The organism is Arthrobacter tecti (genome assembly GCF_054511355.1).
This window is the reverse complement of record NZ_JBTNCT010000002.1, coordinates 112880-134948: the sequence shown is the minus strand read 5'-3', so window position 1 is coordinate 134948 and position 22069 is coordinate 112880. Positions and strand designations below refer to the sequence as shown.

The 22069-nt window shown below is 60.0% G+C and carries 15 protein-coding genes; all 15 read left to right on the top strand.

Features of this window, described 5'->3' with window-relative positions; genetic code table 11:
• The first annotated feature begins 533 nt into the window (after positions 1 to 533).
• The 15 genes from ACX80C_RS03025 to wecC all read left to right on the top strand — a co-directional run bounded on the left by ACX80C_RS03025 (position 534) and on the right by wecC (position 22057).
• Complete coding sequence (locus ACX80C_RS03025) at positions 534 to 2045, top strand: sugar transferase (RefSeq protein WP_459324754.1); 1512 nt, start codon at positions 534 to 536, stop codon at positions 2043 to 2045.
• The gene (locus ACX80C_RS03020) at positions 2045 to 2506 is read left to right on the top strand and encodes an adenylyltransferase/cytidyltransferase family protein (protein ID WP_459324753.1); all 462 of its coding nucleotides are present in this window, start codon (positions 2045 to 2047) and stop codon (positions 2504 to 2506) included. The genes ACX80C_RS03025 and ACX80C_RS03020 overlap by 1 nt, the downstream gene beginning before the upstream one ends.
• A 3-nt stretch (positions 2507 to 2509) precedes the next feature.
• Entirely contained in the window at positions 2510 to 3283 is a 774-nt protein-coding gene (locus ACX80C_RS03015; protein ID WP_459324752.1) for a WecB/TagA/CpsF family glycosyltransferase, read from the top strand.
• On the top strand, positions 3280 to 4593 hold the full coding sequence (locus ACX80C_RS03010; RefSeq protein ID WP_459324751.1) for a hypothetical protein: 1314 nt from the start codon (positions 3280 to 3282) through the stop codon (positions 4591 to 4593). Before ACX80C_RS03015 ends, ACX80C_RS03010 begins: the two co-directional genes overlap by 4 nt.
• A gap of 5 nt (positions 4594 to 4598) precedes the next feature.
• A complete protein-coding gene (locus ACX80C_RS03005; protein ID WP_459324750.1) occupies positions 4599 to 6191 on the top strand; it encodes a hypothetical protein in 1593 nt (530 codons plus the stop codon).
• Entirely contained in the window at positions 6191 to 7462 is a 1272-nt protein-coding gene (locus tag ACX80C_RS03000; RefSeq protein WP_459325086.1) for an O-antigen ligase family protein, read from the top strand. The genes ACX80C_RS03005 and ACX80C_RS03000 overlap by 1 nt, the downstream gene beginning before the upstream one ends.
• The gene (locus tag ACX80C_RS02995; protein WP_459324748.1) at positions 7446 to 11045 is read left to right on the top strand and encodes a PKD domain-containing protein; all 3600 of its coding nucleotides are present in this window, start codon (positions 7446 to 7448) and stop codon (positions 11043 to 11045) included. The genes ACX80C_RS03000 and ACX80C_RS02995 overlap by 17 nt, the downstream gene beginning before the upstream one ends.
• Before the next feature lie 31 nt (positions 11046 to 11076).
• A complete protein-coding gene (locus tag ACX80C_RS02990; RefSeq protein WP_459324747.1) occupies positions 11077 to 12318 on the top strand; it encodes a glycosyltransferase family 4 protein in 1242 nt (413 codons plus the stop codon).
• Between the two features lie 4 nt (positions 12319 to 12322).
• Positions 12323 to 13828, top strand: coding sequence for a glycerophosphodiester phosphodiesterase (locus ACX80C_RS02985; protein WP_459324746.1), 1506 nt, complete (start codon positions 12323 to 12325; stop codon positions 13826 to 13828).
• A gap of 354 nt (positions 13829 to 14182) precedes the next feature.
• Positions 14183 to 15385 (top strand): glycosyltransferase family 4 protein, encoded by a 1203-nt coding sequence (locus ACX80C_RS02980; protein ID WP_459324745.1) that lies wholly within the window; start codon positions 14183 to 14185, stop codon positions 15383 to 15385.
• Complete coding sequence (locus ACX80C_RS02975) at positions 15382 to 17112, top strand: glycosyltransferase family 4 protein (protein ID WP_459324744.1); 1731 nt, start codon at positions 15382 to 15384, stop codon at positions 17110 to 17112. Before ACX80C_RS02980 ends, ACX80C_RS02975 begins: the two co-directional genes overlap by 4 nt.
• On the top strand, positions 17112 to 18005 hold the full coding sequence (locus tag ACX80C_RS02970; RefSeq protein ID WP_459324743.1) for an ABC transporter permease: 894 nt from the start codon (positions 17112 to 17114) through the stop codon (positions 18003 to 18005). Before ACX80C_RS02975 ends, ACX80C_RS02970 begins: the two co-directional genes overlap by 1 nt.
• Positions 17992 to 18879 (top strand): ABC transporter ATP-binding protein, encoded by an 888-nt coding sequence (locus tag ACX80C_RS02965; protein ID WP_459324742.1) that lies wholly within the window; start codon positions 17992 to 17994, stop codon positions 18877 to 18879. Before ACX80C_RS02970 ends, ACX80C_RS02965 begins: the two co-directional genes overlap by 14 nt.
• Entirely contained in the window at positions 18876 to 20795 is a 1920-nt protein-coding gene (locus tag ACX80C_RS02960; RefSeq protein ID WP_459324741.1) for a glycosyltransferase family protein, read from the top strand. The genes ACX80C_RS02965 and ACX80C_RS02960 overlap by 4 nt, the downstream gene beginning before the upstream one ends.
• Positions 20796 to 20803: 8 nt before the next feature.
• The gene (gene wecC, locus ACX80C_RS02955) at positions 20804 to 22057 is read left to right on the top strand and encodes a UDP-N-acetyl-D-mannosamine dehydrogenase (RefSeq protein WP_459324740.1); all 1254 of its coding nucleotides are present in this window, start codon (positions 20804 to 20806) and stop codon (positions 22055 to 22057) included.
• Positions 22058 to 22069 lie beyond the last annotated feature (12 nt).

Below are 22069 nucleotides of genomic sequence, written 5' to 3'. Positions count from 1 at the left end.
GGGAGCGTCTGCGCTCTACTTTTTTGGCCATTCGGGAAAAGGCGAGTAGCGAATCGCCTCATTCGAGTAGTCACCCTGCAGAAGCGAGTAGTTCAACGCCGAATCGGTGAGTGACTACTGGGCGACCCAGCCATACTCGATAGCATTCGGCCCAATTTTCGAGTAGCTCCTACTCGCGTTCGGCACTGGTGGGGAACCTAAGCTCGCCCTCAGAACAATTCAATCGCCAGTAAGAAGCGGGTCTCAAACGTGCGCAGTCTCAAGGTTTTCTCACGACATGTGGTCGAAGTTCTTGGGCCTTGGCCCATCACAAAAGGAGTGTTGACGGTTCAGCCGAAACGCCGCATTCCATGGGAGACGCTCCAGTCAGCGGTGACACATCCGGGTGTGACCGCACGACCTGGACGTTCCCTCCTGAGCGGGGCCGGCGATGAGAGAGCCTTTCGAGACCAAGGCTCGACCCCAGCCGTCGTCGGCCCCTTCTACTTCCACAGTTCATGCACCCTAACATCCAACGAAAAGGGCGTGAACCTGTGAGTATCGCTCGACAGCAGACATTGAGGATTGTCAACGTTGGCTCTCTTTTCTCCAGGTCCGCCTCGGAAGCGGTTTCCGGATTGCCGTGGCGGCGCAGGTACCAGATCTCGTTGCGGATCTCCGACTCCATCATCGTCCTGGCAACGGTGCTTGTAAGCAGTGGGGTGAGCTTGCAGCTCAGCGCTGACCAGCTTCTGGTCATCGGGTCGACCGGCAGCCAAGCCATTGGAATAGCTTCCGGTGTACTGGTTGCTTGGTTACTCATGCTCTGCCTGTTCCGTACTAGAGATCCGCGTGTGTTCGGTCTCGGTGCTCTGGAATACAAACGGGTAGTGCAGGCAAGTGCCGCAACCTTCGGATGGCTCGCCGTCGTCGTCGTCGTGATCGGAACCGAGGGCCTGGGCGGATACCTTCTGATTACCCTTCCCGCTGGCGTCATCGGGCTGGTGGGAAGCCGGTGGGTATGGCGAAGGTGGCTGGGACACCAGCGGGAGCGTGGCTTCTACCTCTCACGGGTGCTCGTTGTCGGCAAGCGCAGCGACGTCCAATATGTCATCAGCCAACTGAGAAAAGCCGGGCCCGCCTACGAGGTGGTCGGCGCTGTGCTTGAGGGAAAGAAAAAGGCACTCACTCAAATGGTCCAGGTCGGGCAAAGGTTGGTGCCCACCGTGGCGGGGCTCTGCAATGTAGAGACTGCCGTGAAAGAGTACTGCGCCGATGCCGTCATCGTCGCCGGTCACCTGCACAAGGGCGGACGCTACATCCGTGAACTCGGTTGGCGCCTGGAGCGCACCTCCACCGAACTGGTGCTCGCATCGTCACTGACCAACGTGGCCGGCCCCCGCATCCAAATGCGCCCGGTCGATGGATTGCCGCTCATGCACGTCGAATTGCCACAATTCACCGGCGGCAAGCATGTGCTCAAACGGTCCATCGACGTGCTGGCATCCTCTGTGGCACTCATGCTGCTATCGCCGCTGTTCCTCCTTTTGGCATCAATCATCAGACACGACAGCGACGGCCCAGTGTTCTTCCACCAGGACAGAATCGGCAGGGAGGGCACCAGATTCACCATGTTCAAGTTCCGTTCTATGGTGATGAGCGCCGAAGCGGAACTCGAACAGCTGCGGAACTCCAATGAGGCCAATGGGCTCCTCTTTAAGATGCGGGAGGACCCACGCATCACGCGCGTCGGACGGTGGCTCCGCAAATATTCCTTGGACGAGCTGCCCCAGCTGTACAACGTATTGCGCGGTGATATGTCACTGGTGGGCCCTCGCCCACCGTTGCCCGTGGAAGTGTCCGGGTACGAAGGCCACATCCACCGCCGTTTATTCATCAAGCCCGGGCTGACCGGTCTTTGGCAGGTCAGTGGCAGATCCGACCTTGACTGGGATGAAAGTGTGCGTTTGGACCTGTACTACGTGGAGAACTGGTCGGTGACCGGTGACCTCATGATCATGTGGAGGACTCTGAAGGTCCTCCTGAAACCAGTGGGAGCCTACTGATGAGAACGAGAATCGGCTATGCCGCAGGCGCCTTCGACCTCTTTCATGTCGGGCACCTCAATCTGTTGCGCAACGCCAGGGAACACTGTGACTACCTCATCGCGGGGGTAGTTGCGGATGAGGTTCTTGAACAGACCAAAGGAAGGTTGCCTGTTGTCCCACTAGCCGAGAGGCTTGAGATTGTCCGCGGGCTCCGCATCGTTGACCGCGCTGTAGCCGAAACGCATCTGGACAAGTTGCGCACTTGGCAAGACCTTCATTTCACCGTTTTTTTCAAAGGCGATGACTGGCGCGGCACACAACGCGGACTGGATCTGGAGAGACGGTTCGCCGAAGTCGGTGTCAGTGTTGTCTACTTCCCGTACACCGTGACGACGTCCAGTTCCTTCCTTCGGCGAACGCTGGAGGCATTCCACGATGCGCCCGTACCCCGGCTCGCGGCGGCAGAGGCTCAGGGGTAGAAGATGACTGTGCACTCCGTGAACCGGACGAGGATCGACGTACTTGGCGTCCATGTCAGCGCGGTGGACTTCCCTGAAGCCCTTAATGTCATCGGTGCCAGCATCGATGCACGTCGCCCAGGCTACGTGTGCGTGAGCGATGTCAACGCGGTGCTGTGTGCAAGCGCTGATGCCGGGCTGCGTGAGGTCTTCAACTCCTCGACTCTGACCGTACCTGACGGAGTTCCACTGGTCTGGGCCGGCCGCGTTGCAGGAGCGCGGTCAATGAGCAGAGTTTGCGGGCCTGATTTGATGCCCGCGCTGCTTGATTTGGCCGCGGAGCGAGGCTGGTCCTCCTACTTCGTGGGTGGGACAGATGAGGTCAACGCGTCACTGCTCCAACGCCTCCGTGAACGCAAGCCGAACCTCAAGATCGCTGGGTCTTTCATTCCTCCGTTCCGTCCGCTGACCCCCGAGGAAGATACAGACATGGTCGATCGGATTAACGCCAGTGGTGCGGACATCGTTTGGGTGGGGCTCGGCGCACCGAAGCAGGAACGTTGGATGGGTGTCTACCGTCCGCGTCTCGAAGCGCCAATGCTGATCGGTGTCGGTGGTGCCTTCGATATGCACGCAGGCGTGATCGGCAGGGCGCCGCGCTGGATGCAGCGAACAGGCCTCGAGTGGAGTTACCGGCTCGCCAAGGAACCGCGTCGGCTCTGGCGGCGCTACCTCAGAAACATTCCCTGGTTCATCATCTCTGTGGTTCGACGACCTGTACGGGTGGTCAGACCGTGACCCAGACGACAGGCCTACGCACACGATTGAGCTGGGGTATCGGTGATCAGGCACTGAGCAGCCTCACTAACTTCTTCGCAGGAATCATGATTGCCAAGTCAGTGGGAATTGTTGACTTCGGCGCCTACGCTCTCGCATTCTCGGCATACTGCCTGTTTCTAGCCGCGTCACGGGCGCTGAGCACAGAACCATTCGCCGTCCGGTACTCACGACGGCGTGACGATGGTTACCGGGCCATGTCAGCGTGCAGCGGCATTGCACTGGCAACAGGGCTCCTGCTCGGGTTTGCCCTGATAGGAGCCGCACTCGTCCTCCGGTTGCCACACGCGGACCTGCTGCTCGTACTCGGTCTGATTCTTCCAGGTTTGTTGCTTCAAGACAGCTTTCGTTTGATGTTCTTCACCATTGCTGAAGGAAGGAAAGCGTTCGCGAATGACCTCGTTTGGGCGCTGCTCACGATCCCCGGTTTCCTCTTCCTTCTCGCGGCCGGCTCAAACGATGTTGCGGCGTTCATGTTGGTGTGGGGACTAGCCGGCACGGTTGCCGGTCTTGTCGGCATCCTTCAATGCCGACAGTGGCCCAAGCCTCACCAGTCAGTTCGATGGCTCGCCCACAATCGGAGTCTGTGGCCGAGGTACATCTGCGAAGGCATCGCCATCAACGGATCGCAGCAAATGACCATGTTTATCATCGGAATATTCGCGGGCCTGGCCGGCGTCGGGCAGCTGAAACTGGTCATGGTTCTGCTGGGGCCGGTTAACGTACTGGTTCAGGGGCTCGGTGCCATCAGCGTGGCGGAGTGCGGGCGTGCGCTCGTCCAGGGACGCGGAGCGCTTACTCGGATGGCACTCCGGGTCTCAGCGATCATCGCCTCCGGAGCCGCAGGCTGGGGGCTGGTGGTGCTCTTCAGCCCTGATGCCTGGGGAGTCGCGTTGGTCGGCGCAGGCTGGATGACGGCAGCAGTTCTCGTCTTGCCTGCAGTGCTGGTCCAGGTATTCAACGGTCTCAGCACCGGAGCGGTCGCAGCTCTGCGCGCAATGGGAGCAGCGCGGCGCAGCATGTGGACCCGGATAGGCACCTCATCACAGGTGGTTGTGGCGGTGACCTGCGGTGCTGCCCTCGGCGGAGTCTATGGTGCAGCGTGGGCGCTTGCCCTGGCTGCCGGAATCAACCTCATTACTTGGCTCGTGACCTATCACCGAACCGGCCCACACCATAGAACCATTGCTTCCGCTACTGACACAACGGCTTACCTGGGAACGGCGCAAACCACTCGTGATTTGACACCTGCACATCCCGGAAGGGGATGAATGACATGCCTGAAAATTGGTCGATCTGGGGGAGCCTGAAAAACCTCATCGCATCGCGTTGGCGAATTATTGTCTTCCTATTCCTCTGCGGTTTCGGAGCCGGCGTGGTCTATGGCGCGGCGAACCCGGTCATCTATTCAGCGCGAGCAGAGGTTGTCACTGGCAACTATTCGCTGCCTACCGAGATAGGGACGGTCCCGGCCGTTGAGAAGGCAGGACCTCTAGGACTGGAACTGCCCGCTGAAACACAGGCGAGGATCATTTCCAGTCCGGCAATCTCGGCGCAGGCCGCCGATGCACTCGGGCTGGACGCCGAGGACGCGGCTGCACTTGCTGCGAGTACAAAGGCAACTCCGACCACAGATAATTCTTTCGCGGTCGTGGCGGGTGGAGCAAGTGCCGATATCGCGGCTGCAAACGCGAACGCAACCGCCGAAGCTTTCCTGCAGTACCGGGCAGAGCGCGGACGAACCGAGCTCCTCGGCCTCGCAGACCAGGCGCGAAGTCTGGCCGAAGACAACCTGCAGGCAGCCGTCGCCCTGGATAAACCTATCGATGAGGCGCTGGGCACCGACAACACCTCCTACGCCTCAGTATTGCTCACCCGGAGACAGGAATTGGAGCGCGCCGCGGGGACGGCCAACGCGGCTGCTGCTGCGTTGGAGTCGGCAGCAGAAGGTTTCGAAGGAGGCGGTGGCCTGCTCCGCCCGGCGACGGCACAGGACGCGTCTCCTTCGCTCTCGATCATTGAGTTTGCCTTGCTGGGAACCGTAGGCGGACTTATCGCAGGCCTTGCCGGAGCGGCATTGCTGCGGCAGATCAGCGACAAGGTAACGGACCCTTCAGACGTGGAAAGAACCACAGGTATTTCGACGGTGTTCGTTCAAAAGCACAAGTCCTCGAACGCAGTACCGATGCAGCTCATGGTGAGATCCGTGCAGCGCGCGGCAATAGATAACGACGTCGATTCACAAAAGCTGATCCTCGTCGCGCTCTCCGACGGGGATAACTACGGGATGGTGACCGCACAGATGGCGGAGGGTATGCGCGGTCTGAACAATGCGGTCGCATTGGTCTCTCTAAGCCCCACGGTAAGCGGTCAACTTCAGCATGCTGAACTTCCCGGACGGCCATCGTTGGTGCCTCTTGCACAGCTTCACGGCGCGGCTGTCGTCAACATAGCAGCCGATATTGGTCAGAAGCCAGACCTGGTGCTCGCGGCAGGTTCCCCACGAGAGAACTACGACGCCTTGATCCTCGCGCCGGGGGCGGTGATGAGCAAGAAAGAGCCGTCCTTCTCGTTGCCGCCGCGCGTCAGTGGTCCCGTCGTTGTCGTCGTGCGAAAAGGCGTGGACAACGTTCACCACCTCAGCGACGCGGTAGAGCTCTTTCGCGCAGCCGGCCTCCCGGTGGTCGCAGTCATCCTTCTGCAGGAGGCCGGACGACTTCATCGATGGCTCCACCAACGCCGGCGCAACGGCGTGCTCGACCGCAAGCCGCAGCGTAGCCAGCGTCACGACGCCATGAACGGACCGACGTCCAGGCAATCTGAGCCTGAAACCGGCACCTCCCGGACTACCCGATCGCTGGTGAAGTGATGCAGCACCAGCACGCCCGCGAATCGATCTTTGCACCGGCCTTTGTCTTTCTCACCTGGCTGGTACTGATTCTGAATGTGCAGCCGTGGATGAGGGAGGACCCACTCAGCACCGTGGACACAAGCGCCGCTCTCAAAGGGATCACCTTAGTGACGTGGGCGCTCATTGTCCTGCTCGCAATCCCACCACGATCCAGCCTGCGCATCCCGGTTCCACTGCTCTTCTTCGGCGCCTACGGTGCGTACCTTGTCCTGATCGCGATGGCCCAGGCGAACCCCATAGAAGGTGCCCTGCGCAGCATGCGATTCTCACTCGCGCTCCTGCTCGTAGTGATGATCTGGACCCTGGTGCGCGGTCGTCCCGCCATGCTGATCCGAGCTGGGATGCTCGCCTTCGCCGTTCTCGCCGGCACTGTGGTTTTGGGATTAGTGTTATCGCCCTCTCAAGCCTGGCTGGACGGGGAACCTTTCGGTGCGGGCGGCCGTCTGATGGGCGCTTATCTTCCGATGATGCCTCCACGGGTGGGTGAGGCGGGGGCAATTCTGGCTGGCCTCGCCGTCATATTGTGGGCCGATCGAAGAGTGTCGGTCACGCTCCTGCTACCTGCTCTCTCTGCTGGAATAGCACTTATCCTCCTGAGCCGGACCCGGACCGCCGCGCTGGCCCTGATACTGGGCCTCGCCGTCGCTTTCGCACTCTCGAGCCGGAGCAGACTCGGCAAGCGCGGCCTCCTCTCCTTAGGTGCCACCGTTGCCGGAGCACTGCCTTTCGCGGGCCCGGTCCTCGACTGGGCGATGCGTGAGCAGGACATCGAGATGATCGGCAAGCTCAGCGGGCGGACATCCGTCTGGGACTTCATCCTTAGCCGGGATCTGGAGAGCGGAGTCTGGCTCTTCGGACACGGACTGGGTCATAAACGCATCGTGTTACGCCGCGGCGAAGGTGACATCGCCAGTGTGCCGATCGACAACAGTTGGATCAGCACCTACTGGGAAACCGGCGTTGTAGGAGTGACGCTGATTGCACTGGCACTCTTGGCAGCAGTCATCTATACCGTGCGGACCCCTGATGTCCTGGCTCGAGCAGCGTCCCTGTTCCTCATCACTTACGTCCTGATCGCCTCGATCAACGAAAGCGGTCTGAGCGACCTTTCCTCATTAACCCTCCTCATTGTGCTTGCCGTCAGCATCAGCGCGGCCAGCCGCTTCCACACCGCAGCGCCTCAGCGGATTGATCATAGAAATGGACACAGCCATGAAGTACCTGCTTAACAAATTAGTGACGGTGGCTGCAGTAGTGCTGCTGATCATCGTAGGTCTTTCTGTGCCGGCGCAAGCGAGGCAAACCTCCCTCTCGGCCACTGATACACCGATGTGGCAAACCAACAACACAGTAAGGACTCTGGCCTATGCCAACGGGATGATTTTCGTTGGCGGTGAATTTACGAGCGTGCGGCCGCCCGGTGCGGCACCTGGCACCTCGGAAGTAGCGCGAAACTACCTTGCCGCTTTCAACGCGGAGACGGGTGCCCTGGTGACGTCATTCAACCCGGGACCAAATGGACGGGTATGGGCGCTGGAAGCATCTGAAGATGGTAGCCGGGTCTACGTCGGTGGTGACTTCACGGTGATGGGTGGCAGCACCCACCGCAGACTGGCGGCAATCAATACCAATACCTTGGCGGTCGACGGCAGTTTTCGGCCGAACGTTTCCTATCGCGTGACTGCTATCTCCGCAGCCGGGGGAAGCGTCTATTTCGGAGGTTCGTTCGGTGAGGTTAACGGCGAAGCGCGTCTTCGCCTCGCCGCCGTCGCGGCGTCCAACGGCAGCTTGCTGCCCTGGAATCCCTGGGCTAACGGCGACATATCGGCAGTCGAGGTGGCGCCCGACGGCAGCAAGGTCTACGTGGGCGGCGGATTCAGCCAGCTCGGCGGGGTCAACCGATGGGCGATCGGCCTCGTGGACTCCAACATGGGCGCACTGATGCCGTTTCCTGCTGCCTCGGCCATTCCGAATCCTACGTCCTCCTGTACGTCGAGGGCGCGCGAGATCATCAATGATGGTAGCGCCATCTATGTGGCTGCGGCAGGCGATGGCGGGGGCTGCTTCGACGGGACGTTCGCCGCTGATATCGCGACTGGTGCCCTGTTGTGGCGAAACACCTGCCTCGGCGCAACCGAATCCATCGCGCTGGTCGGCAGTTGGCTCTACAAGGGGTCACATGCCCACAGCTGCAGTTCAGAGGGCGGTTTTCCCGAGGGACGTGCACGCATGCTGCTGGCACAACGCACGGATACCGGAGAAGTGCAGGGCTGGTACCCGAATACCAACGGTGCCGGTACCACCCGTGTAGGTCCGCTTGCCATGGCTACCGACGGCACACACCTTTGGGTGGGCGGCGACTTCACAACAGTGAACAGCGACGGCCAGCAAGGCGTTGCCAAGTTCGGGCCTGGTCCGCAGACACCGCCAGATAGGCCGCTTACACCCTCGGCGTCCAGCAGCCGCCCCGGCACAGTGAAAGTAACGTTCAAAACTACGCTCGACGCTGACGACGAAAACCTCACCTACACCGTTTACCGTCACAATCAAGTAGCGCCGATCTACTCAGCTGAGATCCGTTCAAGGTTCTGGGCACAGCCCAGCATCACGATCGAAGACAGCGGGCTGACACCCGGCGCCCAGGTCGCGTATCGGGTAGAAGCAACCGACGGTCAGTCGACGGAGACTTCGTTCTTCACGAACTACATCACCGTCGCGTCTCAGGCGCTGAGCTACCCGGACACGGTTCGCGCCGACGGGGCGGCAAACCAGTGGCGGCTCGACGAGGGCAGCGGATCAACAGCACAGGACAGCGCCGGCCCCAATACCGGCACATACAACAACGTCTCCCTCGGCACATCCGGGGCGCTTTCCGGCTCGCCATCGGCGCGGTTGAACAATTCAACCAGCAAGATCACAACAAGTGTCGCAGCCAGCAACCCACAAACTTTCAGCAGCGAGATGTGGATCAAAACAACAACAGGCAACGGGGGTAGAATTTTTGGCTTTGGTCAGAGCCAAAACAACACCAGCAGCAGCTACGACCGGCACATTTACATGCGGGGTGATGGGCGAGTCAATTTCGGGATTTGGACCGGGTCCGCGCAGATCGTTACAAGCCAGGCCCCCCTCAACGACGGCCAATGGCATCACCTTGTGGCGACTCTCCAACCGGGCACCATGGAGTTCTTCGTCGATGGTGTCAGCCAAGGGGTGCGGAACGTCAACGCCGCCCAGGTTTACAACGGGTTCTGGCGGATCGGTGCGGACAATCTCAACGGATGGCCCAACCAGCCCTCAAGCGCCGCGATGGTCGGCAACATCGACGAGGTAGCCGTCTATCCCGGACGCCTCACCGCGAGCGACGTCGCCTACCACTACAACGTCGCTATCGGCAACGAACTCCCCACCGCAGAGTTCACCGCCGACTGTGACCTCCTCGAATGCGTCTTCGACGCATCCGCGTCCACTGATACTGACGGCGAGGTCACCGGATGGACGTGGGACTTCGGCGACGGCGGAACAACACAAGGAGAAACTGCTTCCCATACTTTCACCGCTGAAGGAACCTATGATGTCCGACTGACCACGACAGACGACCGAGGCGCCTCGGCAACGAGAACAACAAAGGTAGCAGTGGAGGAAGCAAACCTCGCTCCGACCGCTCAATTCACCGTTCAGTGCACAGAGGGTAGCTGCCAGTTCGACAGCGCACAGTCCAGCGATCCTGACGGATCCGTTGTCGCCCAAAGCTGGAACTTCGGCGACGGTACGACCGCGGACGGTCCGGCTGTGCAGCACAGCTACGCCGTCACCGGAACCTACCAGGCAACGCTGACGGTCGCCGACAACGAAGGAGCCACGGGGGCGTCAAACCAAGCAGTCTCCGTCACAGTCACGCCCAATGAACCGCCTGTAGCGGCGTTCACTGCGGATTGTACGGAGTTGGAGTGCACCTTCGACGCGTCATCTTCAACCGACGACGGTTCAGTGGTCGCGTGGGAATGGGACTTCGGTGACGGTGCAACCGCAACAAACCAGGTGCAAGCGCATACTTACGCTTCCTCAGGCGAATACGCGGTGACCTTGTTGGTTACAGACAACCGCGGAGCCCAGCATTCGACCGCGCAAACCGTGACGGTCGTCCAAACCATCCCGCCCGGAACTGTCTTCGCCAGCGACGACTTCAACCGGACTGTAACTGGAGGCCTCGGTACAGCCGACCTCGGCGGCGCCTGGTCCATCGCCGGATCCGGAGTGCGTCACGCTGTGAGCGGCGGCCAAGGGCAGTGGATCATGTTGAACCCGGGCAACGCACCCATGGCCACGCTTAACTCCGTGCTGTCCGCCAACACCGATCTCACCTTCGATGTTGTGATGGACAAGCCTGCGACAGGCGGTGGAATCTACTTCACCGCCATCGGACGGTCGGTCGACGGAGGAGGCCAATACCGCGCGAAGCTGCGGTACATCTCGTCCGGTCGGCTCTACCTGGCCATTACTCGGTCCGCGCCCAACGGAACCGAGGTCTACCTAACCCCAGAGACACTCATTCCCGGCCTCACCCATGTTGCAGGATCACCTCTCAGCATACGGGTGGAAGTCTTTGGTACTAGTACGACCACAACCCGCGCCAAAGTGTGGAACGCGGCTTCAGCTGAACCCACCGGGTGGCAGGTCAGTGCCAACGATTCCACCCCAGGATTGCAGGCCCCAGGTTCTGTGGGCATCCGCAGCCAACTTTCAGGGTCAGCGACGAATGCACCCGTAACTGCCTTCGTCTCCAACTTCCGTGCGGCAACCACCCAGTGACGCACGGACATGAAGAGTCAAAGGAGTAAGGATGACTGACAGTGGACGCAAGCGGGTCCTGATCAGCGCCTACGCGTGCGGCCCAGGTGACGGCTCGGAACCAGGGGCAGGCTGGATGTTCTCCGCGGCCGCAGCGCAGAATTACGAAGTCTGGGTTCTAACGAGACGGCGGTTCGCTGGTGCAATCGCCGCGGAACTCCGGTCCAACCCGGCGCTGAGCCGGTACATGCATGTCATATATCTGGATCTTCCAGACGTTTTGCTTGCGCTCAAGCGACGACATGCTGATACGTACTGGTACTACCCCGCGTGGCAGGCACTCGCGAAGTCCAAGGCCCGGGAGCTGGCCGAAGACCTTCAGTTCGACCTAGTCCACCACGTCACCTTCGCTTCTGACTGGATGCCCTGCGGCATGGCCGGAGCCATTCCGGGCATTCCCTTCATTTGGGGCCCGGTAGGCGGATCCACGCGAACCCCACACGCGCTTTATCCGTGGCTCGGCCCTCAAGGCGTGGCCGCCGAATTAATCCGGACTGCCTGCACCTCAGCGTTGCGAGCGATGACGACTCGCCGGACAGCGAGCCGGGCCGCGTTGATACTCGCCTTGAACAGCGACGTCAAAAAACGCTTCGAGGGTAGCGCACCCATAATCGTCGAACCCAACGCCGCACTGGGTCCCGGCGCCCTTCCCACATGCCCGGGGGTAAGTACTCCCGGCGGTCGGCGCAGGGCGCTCTTCGTCGGACGCCTAGTGTCTTGGAAAGGAACCCGTCTTGCACTTGCGGCTATGGACCTGGACGGAATGGACAACTGGGAACTGCACTTCATCGGCAGCGGCTCCGATGAGGACTGGTTGCAACGCCACGTTCGACGGCTGGGCCTGGAACACAGGGTGATCCTCCGCGGACAGCTTGCCCGCGAAAAGGTCCTGGCTGAAATGGCAGGAGCGGACGCAATGCTTTTCCCATCCATGCATGACTCCGCGCCTTGGGCCGTTGCCGAAGCGGCTGCAGCAGGCCTGCCAGTGGTCTGCCTGAATGTGGGAGGACCCCCCGAATTAGCGATTTCCACCAGCCACGCTGTTGCTCCAACCCGCTCCTGCGTACAGACTCTGGCCAATGAACTGCAACGAACCATCACGCTTCCACGCCCCGCGCCCACAACGCGATGGTCCCGCAACCGACTGCCTTCGCTGGTGGACCAATGGTACGAGTCAGTGCTGCAAGCAGAGCCGCGCCCGGCGACCTCAGCAACGAACCCTTCCCTGAGGTGAAGAAATGACCCATCAACCGATCGTCAACAGATCGCTACAAGTGCAGCTCTCCCGCCGCCGATTCCTCACCGTGTCGGGCGCAAGTTTGCTCATTGCCGGCTGCGCACCGCCTGGACCTGCCATCGAGACGAAGGACGGATCTACAACAACCCCACCAGTTGTCGGCGGCGCAATATTCACAGTCTCCGCACTGATCGCGCAGGACAGCTTCGCCATCGCTCACCGCGGGTCAGGCGATAACTGGCCCGAACACACCATGGAAGCCTATAGGCAGGCAATACTCGCAGGAGCGCAAGCGATCGAGGTATCGGTCTGCTCCACCAGAGACGGGGTTCTGGTATGTCATCACGACAAGAACACCGAGCGCATGACCGGCGTCAGCCTTGAAATCGCAGAGCAAGACTACTCGCGCATAAAACTACTGTGGAACGATGCCACCGAGTGGATCGGCCAAAACTGCAGACCGCAGCCGATCCCTCTACTGAAGGACGTACTGGACGCGTTCGCCAGCAAATACGTGATCTTCATTGAAGACAAGCAGGGAAGCAACACAGCGGCGCTCCTCGACCTCATGGACAGCTACCCCGACTCGACAGAACACTTCGTATGGAAGCAAACCGCGGCCGCATCCCAATATGAGATGGCAGTCGAGAGGGGATACCGGACGTGGGGTTACTTCCTTGAGGACGATCACGGCTCCTTTGAAAAGTACGCACCTCGCTACGACCTACTGGGCATCTATCACGGGGCGACCGACGAGGACATCCAGAAGCTCGTCAGCTACGACAAGCCAGTGATCTGCTGGGAAATACATACCCGATGGATGAGAGACAAAGTCAGGCGCCTCGGCGTCAAAGGTCTCATGTGCTCCAACTATCCGTACGTCATGGAGACCAGCCCACCAGCAATGTCCGACTCGTTCGCCACCGGCATCAGAGCTCCCGGCGACCTGCCCTGGATCCATGCCTGGGACTACCAGCCGCGATTCGACGTTGCGAACACATCAGTGATTCTCGACAACGAGGCAAGTTCGGGCTACATGCTCGGATCCGTCTCACCCGTTGAACTCGACGAATACTTCATTGAACTTGAACTGCGCTGGCCAACAGAACTGCCCACACGCTACGCGAGCGCCGGCTTCGTATTCGGCTTAGCGGACGACTATCCGTATCGTGGGAACGTTCCAGGACCCGTCGGCGGTTACCACCTTTCTCTCCGCGCTAACGGTCAACTCGAGCTATTTCGCCGTGATCCGTCACCTGACGAAGAAGGCAGCGCAGGCAATGCAATCGCGTCGGCCCTCACCACCGCGCCGGTTGCTGGCGAATGGGTTCCCCTACGCGTCGGCGTCGCACCCACCGGCGTATCGATGGAGCGCATCGGAGACGCGACAAGCCTGAAAACCAGTTCAGACACCGAATATCGGGGAGGCTACCTGGGTCTAAATAAGAACTACTCAGGTCTGCAAGCTGTCGAGTTCAGGAGCGTACGTATCCATCCGAACCGGTAGGGGGCAACCCGCAGCGCCTTATAGCCGCGTGCAGGAGGTGTCGCTGTCCGCAGCAAAAGGACTGGTTCGGTTCCCTGAGATCTCGGAGGACCGCGGCTCCGGCTCGAAAGCTGAGGAATTCCTCGTGGGCAGCTTAGCGAGTTGGACGCTGTCCATAGCCGGCGTGCTCTACCTTTATCTCCTGCATCATGGCTAATACCCGCGTGTGTATAAGCAAATAGCTAATACTCGCCGGCGAGGGACCAGAAGAACCAAACAGTCACCAAAGCGCGTCGTTGCAGGGCAACCGGAGCTGAGACGCTACACTGGGGGTTGCTCGCACAGCACTTGAATCGGGATTTTGGGGGTGAATGTGTGCGCATCCTATTGCTAACGCATTCCTATGCGCCGGAGCATAGTCCACCTCAACGTCGCTGGACTCAGCTCATCCGTTCGTTCCGAGCAGCAGGCTGGAACGTTGATGTTGTCACCCCAATTGCGCATGCACCCCACGGTCGCCGCACCCTTCCCAAACGCATTGCCGGCAGGGCATTCCGCACCGATACGGGGGAGTTCGGTGAGGTCATCCGCCGCGTCCCGTACCTGTGGCACAAGAACACGCGCATCGGCCGGCTGATCAACCACCTCTTCTCGGCAGCGATGAGCGTTCCCGCCTCGGCAATGGGTGCGAAGCCCGACGTCGTCGTTGTCACCGTCCCCAGCCTTCCCATCCTTGGTGCCGGCTATGTTGTCTCCCGCATGCTGAAGCGGCCGCTGGTTGTGGACATGCGTGACGCGTGGCCGGACATCGCCCGCGACGCGCGGCTGGTCCAGGGCAGCGCCAAGAGCCTCGCGGAGCGCGCCATCATGGCCATCCAGGACCGCGCGGACCTCGTGGTGACAGTCACGCATGGTTTCGCCCGGACGCTGAGGGAGCGCGGGCTGAAGAACGTTGCGACGGTGAGCAACGGCGTCGACATCGAGCGCCTTGAGAAGCTTGCTCCGCCGCCGCTGGAGAAGGATCGGCTGGAGGTGCTCTACCTCGGCAATCACGGGGAGAGCCAGCGCCTGGACGTGCCTATCCGTGCGGCGGCGATCGTGGGGGAGCGTATGCGCCTGACCATGGTGGGGCACGGCGTGAAGCGCGGCGAACTGATCGAGCTGGCCAGTGAACTGAACGCGCCGGTGGAGTTCCACGCGCCCGTGCACGGCCCGGAGATCATGGACTTCTACGGGCGTTCGGACAGCTGCATAGTGTCGCTGCGCGATGACTGGAAGTCCTTCGAGACCACGGTGCCCTCCAAGACGTACGAGGTGCTGTCCATCGGCCGCCACGTCACCGGAATTGTCCGCGGCGAAGCCCGCAAAATCCTCGAGGACGCCGAGGCCGGCCACGTTGTGGACTCGGACCCGGAAGCGCTGGCCGAGCTGTGGCGTCTCCTCGCGGATGACCGCATCCAGCTCCAGGTCAACGGCCACGGACGCCTGTGGGTGAAGAACAATGCGGATGTCTACGCGCTCGGTCAGGCGTATATTGACCTCCTTGCCGAGGTTGTTGGCGGCGGTCCACACCGGTGAACCTGCTGCGCAACATCCAGCTGACCGCAGCTACGGCGGTTCAGCACCTCGACGATGACCCCGTACTCCTCCTGCTCCAGATTTCCCGGCGGCTTCCCGCCCGCATTGTCCAGCGCGCCGTGGATGCCGCCGGCCTGTTCGCCCGTGGACCGCTCGCGACGGCGCTGACTGCGCACCTCCGCGGCGATGCCACCCTCCGCGACAGCATCCTGGACAAGGCGTACGACGACGGCGTCACCGGGCCAACGGCTGCCCGCCTCGCGGACGTTGCACTCGCCGCCAATGACACCCACCGTGCGGACGCCCTGCTGGAGCGCGCAGGCAACGCTCCCGGAACGAGGGCCCGCCGCCGCTGGTATGACGGCGACATGACCGGTGCCGTTGCCGAACTCACCTCCGCGGGCCTGCACCGCAAAGCGCAGAGACTTGAGAGTGAACTGCGGGTCTTCCGCGGTTGGGCGCCCACGCTTGAACCGGTCAGCGGCTACAAGCCCAAACCCGAGACGGTGCTCCACGTTCTCACCAACTCCCTTCCACACACGGGCAGCGGTTATGCGCAGCGCACGCACTCCATCCTGAAGGCGCAGCAGCGGCTCGGCTGGAACGTGCACGCGGCAACGCGGCTGGGCTACCCGGTGCAGGTGGGGAAACTGTTCGCCGAGGATACGGACGTGCTCGACGACGTCACGTACCACCGCCTCATCCCGCAGCGCATGATGCGCGGTTTCGATGCCCGGTTGCAGCAGCAGGCCGAGGAGCTGCTTCGGCTCGCCCAAGAGGTGAGGCCCACCGTCCTTCACGCGACCACGCACTTTGTGAACGCCGTCGTTGTCCGCGAAGTGGCGCGGGTACTCGATATCCCGTGGGTCTACGAGGTGCGCGGCCAGCTGGCCGATACGTGGGCGTCAACGCGCGCGGATACGGCGAAGCAGAGCGAACGCTATACACTCTTCTCTGAACGTGAAGCCGATGCAGTGTGCAGTGCGGCATTGGTAGTGACGTTGGGTGAGGCGATGAAACAGCAGATTCTGGACACTGAGGGTGTCCGCGCTCCGGTGCTGTTGTGCCCCAACGCGGTGGGTGATGACTTCCTGGAGGAGCCGATGGACTCGCGGTCTGCCCGTGCGCTGCTGAACCTGCCCACCGAGGGCGTCTTCGTTGGCACCGTCAGCAGCCTGGTCGAGTACGAGGGGCTGGATACCCTCATTCGTTCCTTCGCCCTCCTGGCTGTGGACCACCCGCACCTGCATTGCCTGATCGTCGGCGACGGCGTTGCGGCGGCGGGCCTGAAGCAGCTCCTCCGTGAGCTGGGAGTCGAATCTCGCGTCACGCTCACCGGACGCGTTCCGCGCGACCAGGCGCACCTATACCACCAGGCGCTGGACGTATTTGTTGTGCCGCGGAAGGATCTTGATGTCACGCGGTCCGTCACCCCGTTGAAACCGGTAGAGGCCATGGCGGCGGCCCGTCCAGTTGTGGTGAGCGACCTCCCGGCGCTGCGCGAGATTGTCGAGGATTCCGTGACCGGCACAGTGGTTCCAGCTGAGGACGCTGAAGCGCTCGCTTCCGCACTGAAGACACTGATGGACGACGACGGCGCCCGCGTCACCGCCGCGGCTGTCGCCCTGGGCGCCGCGGGACGTCAGCTGGTGCTGAAGGAGCGTACCTGGGCGCGCAATGCGTCGGCTGTATTGGATGCCTACGAGGACCTGGGTATTGCAGGCTGATGGCTAAAACCGATTCAATGCCGGCGCTGCCGGAGCCGGCGGAAGTACGATCACTGCCGATTGATACGCGTGGCCTGATTCGTGTTGGTGCGCGGCCCGGGTTCCTGGACTACCTGATTCAGCTGTGGGACCACCGGCAGTTCATTTTCTATGATGCCAAGGCGCGGGTACAGAGCGGCAATCGCCGCGATCGTCTTGGCAGTGCCTGGCTGGTGCTGAATCCAGTTTTCAACGGGCTCACGTTCTTTCTCATTTTCGGGTTGCTTCTCGGTACCGGAAAGGGAATCGAGAACTTCATTGGGTACCTCATCATCGGTGTGTTCATTTTTCAGATGAGTTCACGGGCCATCACCAACGGCGCTCGTTCCATTCAGGGGAACAGAGCGGTTATTCAGGCATTCAACTTCCCTCGGGCAACGCTTCCGGTTGCGGTGAATCTCCGTGAACTGCTGGCCGGAATACCCGTGATCATCTCCATGCTGGTGCTGATCCTGCTGTTTCCGCCGACGGAAGCGGTGACGCCGCTGTGGTTACTCATCATTCCCGCGCTGCTCCTGCAGACGCTGTTCAACCTCGGTGTAGGCCTGATCCTGGCTCGCGTGATCTCCACGGTGAATGACATCACGCACCTGTTGAACTTCGCAATGCGGGTGTGGATGTATGGGTCCGGTGTCTTTTTCTCGTTTGATTCATTCATTGAGCACGAGACCCTACTGGCGATCGTGAAACTGAACCCGCTGTATGTGGTCCTCGATATCATGCGCGACTGCACCCTGTATGCAACGGTCCCCGAATGGCAGTCCTGGGCAGTGCTAACGGTCTGGGGACTAGCGGCCGTAGTTGTGGGCTTCGTCTACTTCTGGAAGGCGGAGGAGTCCTATGGCCGCGAATGACACCGTCATGGGTCGCCAGCCTCGCAAGGCGACCGTTGTTATCGACCGGGTAAGTATGAAGTACCGGGTGCCCTCCACTCAGGCACAGCCCAAGGAAGACAAGCGCGGCGTACGTTTAGTGAAGCGCATCCTCGGTCAAGCTCCTATGGTGTCGGTGCAGGCGCTGAATGAGATGTCACTCGTGGTGGAGCGCGGTGAATCTGTCGGCATTGTTGGCCGCAACGGTTCCGGCAAAAGCACGCTCATGCGCCTCATCAGTGGGCAGAGTGCTCCAACAACTGGAGCGGTCTACGCGTCGAGCATTCCGGTGATGCTGGGCGTGAATGCTGCGCTCGTTCCGGAACTCTCTGGCGATCACAACATCGTTCTCGGTTGCCTCGCCATGGGGATGACGCGTAAAGAAATCGACGCGAAGTTTGACACTATCGTTGAGTTGTCCGGATTGGATAGCTCGATTCATCTGCCCATGAAGTCCTACTCGGCCGGCATGGGATCCAGGCTCCGCTTCGCCATTGCCGCGAGCGTCAACCCAGAGATCCTGCTCATTGATGAAGCGCTCAATACGGGTGACGCGCAGTTCCGTGACCGCAGCAAGCGGCGCATGGACGAGCTGCGGGAACATGCCGGAACAGTTTTCCTGGTCAGCCACAGTCTTGAGACGATTCGCGAGATGTGCTCGCGGGTGATCTGGATCGATAAGGGGGACCTACTCATGGACGGAGACCCGGGGGAAGTCACCAAGTCATATGCGGTGTTCGCCCAACACCTTTCGAAGGGAAACAGCACTCCTGCGGCTGAGATCCGTAGTACAGCGCGAAAAAACCTGATTGCCACCCAGATACTGGAGCGTTCAGCGGGACGGCGTAGCGCATGATATACGGCTTCGAACTAGTATCATCCGCGCGCAAGAGCATCTGGCACCTGCGAAGAGGCGGTTTACGCCAGTTCCGCCGTTTCAGGAGTAGGCAACAGGCAGAGGCCAACTCCGTCCGGTTAGAGAACGTTCTTGGAGCCCAGGGTGGCTGGACAGGCCGCCGAAAGAAGCGCGTTCTACAGTTCGCGCCGGCAACGCTCGTGCAACGGACTCCTCGACGGGACGATCTCACTGTCGCTGTCATCCTCGATGACTTCTCGGCGCTGGCTTTCACTTACGAGTGGAACACAGTAGTTCTCAAGCGCAGCACGTGGCGTCAACAGCTCACAGAAGCTCCTGTGGACTTCTTATTTGTGGAGTCGGCGTGGTCAGGAAACAACGGGGAGTGGAAGTATCAACTCACCGGCACGTCAGGTCCCAAGCCGGAATTCCTTGCCCTGATGTCCTGGTGTCGTGAAAACTCGATTCCAACGGTTCTGTGGAACAAGGAGGATCCGCCGCACTACGAGGACTTTCTGCCTGCTGCTCGAGAGTTCGATGCAGTATTTACCAGCGATGTGAATAGGGTGGCTTCCTACGTGAAGGATCTCGGCCACAATCGAGTTCTCCCACTTTCGTTTGCTGCGCAGCCTGCGATACACAATCCGATTCGACCGCGATATGGCTGGAAGGAGCGAGATATCGCGTTTGCGGGCATGTATTTCGCCCATAAGTATCCTGAGCGTCGTGAGCAGATGGATTTCTTGCTTAGGGGAGCTGCTGACGCTGGGCAACGAATGGATACGGGACTGGAGATTTTCTCGCGTCAGCTCGGCGGTGAAGAGAAATATCAGTTTCCTGCGGGACTTCGAGAGCATGTCGTTGGAACTCTCAGCTACGAGCAGATGCTCACTGCTTACAAGGCTTACAAGGTGTTCCTGAACGTGAACTCCGTAGTCGACTCTCCGAGCATGTGCGCCCGCCGGATCTTCGAGATCACGGCGGCAGGGTCTTCAGTGATCAGTACACCCAGTGCAGCGACGTCGAGCTTTTTCAACGAGGATGAGCTCGTAACGGTGAGTTCCGTGGAAGCCGCCGAGCACATGACCCGGGCCATTGTCCATAGTCCGGAGCTGGGGGATCGTGTGCTTCACAAGGCACAACGAAAGATCTGGGCGGAGCACACGTATGCTCATCGAGCGGAGGCGGTGGTTAGTTCTGTCCTGCCGGACCGCGCTCGAGATCTGAGGCAGCGGAGCGTTTCAGCACTGGTATCAACCATCCGTCCGCATCAGGTGGAGCACGTTTTCAGAACCTTTGGGTCGCAAGTGGGAGTGGATAAGGAGCTCGTACTGCTGACGCATGGTTTTGAGCTTGCCGATAGTGAACTTATGGCGATGCAGGAAAAATACGGCGTCGAGAACATCATTTCGTTATCGAAGGATAAGGACATCAGCCTTGGTCTCTGCTTGAACGACTGCGTACGGGCTTCAAATGGAGAGGTGCTAACCAAGATGGATGACGATGACTTCTACGCTCCGCATTATCTTGAGGACCAACTGAACGCTCTCAATTACTCCGGGGCGGATGTGGTGGGGAAGCAAGCCCACTACATGTACTTGGCCGACCGGAACGCGACCCTGCTGCGTTTCCCGCATAAGGAGCATAGGTTCGCACAGTTCGTAATGGGACCGACTCTGCTGGCAACTAGGAGCGTCTTTATGGAGCATCCGTTCGAAGACCGCTCACGCGGCGAGGACACTGCCTTCCTCAACGCTGTTACTGCCGAAGGCGGGGCAGTGTACTCAGCTGACCGATTCAATTACTTCCAGCACAGACATGGTGCTGGACACACCTGGAATGTCGAATCTGACGAGCTGCTCGCCTCCGCCGAGGTTCAGTTCTTCGGCAAGCCATACGACCACGTCACCGTATAGGGGTAAAAGTGAATTCCATTGAGACAGTCGCAGTCATCGGTCTGGGCTATATCGGGCTGCCAACCGCCGCGATCCTTGCCACGAATGGGTTGAAAGTCGTCGGTGTGGACGTCAATCAAAATACCGTGGAAGCAGTTAACCGTGGCGAGGTGCCATTCGTTGAGCCGGATTTGAGCGTGCACGTCACAGGCGCTGTCGGTCAAGGGAATTTATCTGCGTCAAATGAAACCCCGTCCGCGGAAGCATACATTGTGGCAGTTCCAACTCCGTTCAAGGAAGACAAGAGCGCGGACCTGTCCTATATCGATGCCGCAGCGCGAGGAATTGCACCGCGGTTGAAAGGGGGAGAGCTCGTCATACTCGAATCTACCTCTCCTCCCGGAGCAACGCAGCACCTCGCCGAGTATTTGATTGAATTACGTCCTGACTTGAGCCTTCGTGGGGAAGAGGGGCGTCCTGAGATTCTCTTGGCGCATTGCCCGGAACGAGTACTTCCTGGCCGAGTAATGATTGAACTCGTGACCAATGATCGAATTGTTGGCGGCATCACCCCAGAGGCTGCAAACAGGGCCAAAGAGTTGTATGAAGTGTTCTGTCAAGGAAAAATCCATCTGACAGACGCAGTCACTGCGGAAATGGCCAAGTTGGTCGAGAATTCCTATCGAGATGTGAATATAGCTTTTGCCAACGAATTGTCGATCATCAGTGACAAACTGGGGATTGACGTGTGGGAGCTAATTTCTCTAGCAAATCATCACCCGCGCGTGAACATCTTGCAACCGGGACCCGGAGTCGGAGGGCACTGTATTGCAGTCGACCCGTGGTTCATCGTTGATGCGGTACCAGAGGATGCTCGGATTATACGCGTTGCGCGTGAAGTGAATGATGCTAAACCCGATTGGGTCGTAGATAAGGTCATTAGATCCGTCTCCGACGAAAACGCCGACGCAGCAATCGCAATACTGGGTCTCGCATTCAAAGCGAACATCGATGACTTGCGAGAATCGCCCGCCGTCGCTATCGCGGAACGACTTGCCGTTCGTCTTCCGCACAGACGGTTCAATGTGGTTGAGCCTCACATTTCGGAATTACCCGAGCGCTTGCGTAAGTTTGGGAATCTTCATTTGGTTCCGCTCAAGCTGGCCATCGAAAAGTCGGGAATAGTCCTCATTCTCGTGGACCACGATTCGACGAAAGATCTTTCGGCTATATCGCTTGAAGGCCGAGTAGTCATCGACACTCGCGGAGTTCTCTCAAGATGAGCCAACAGACTA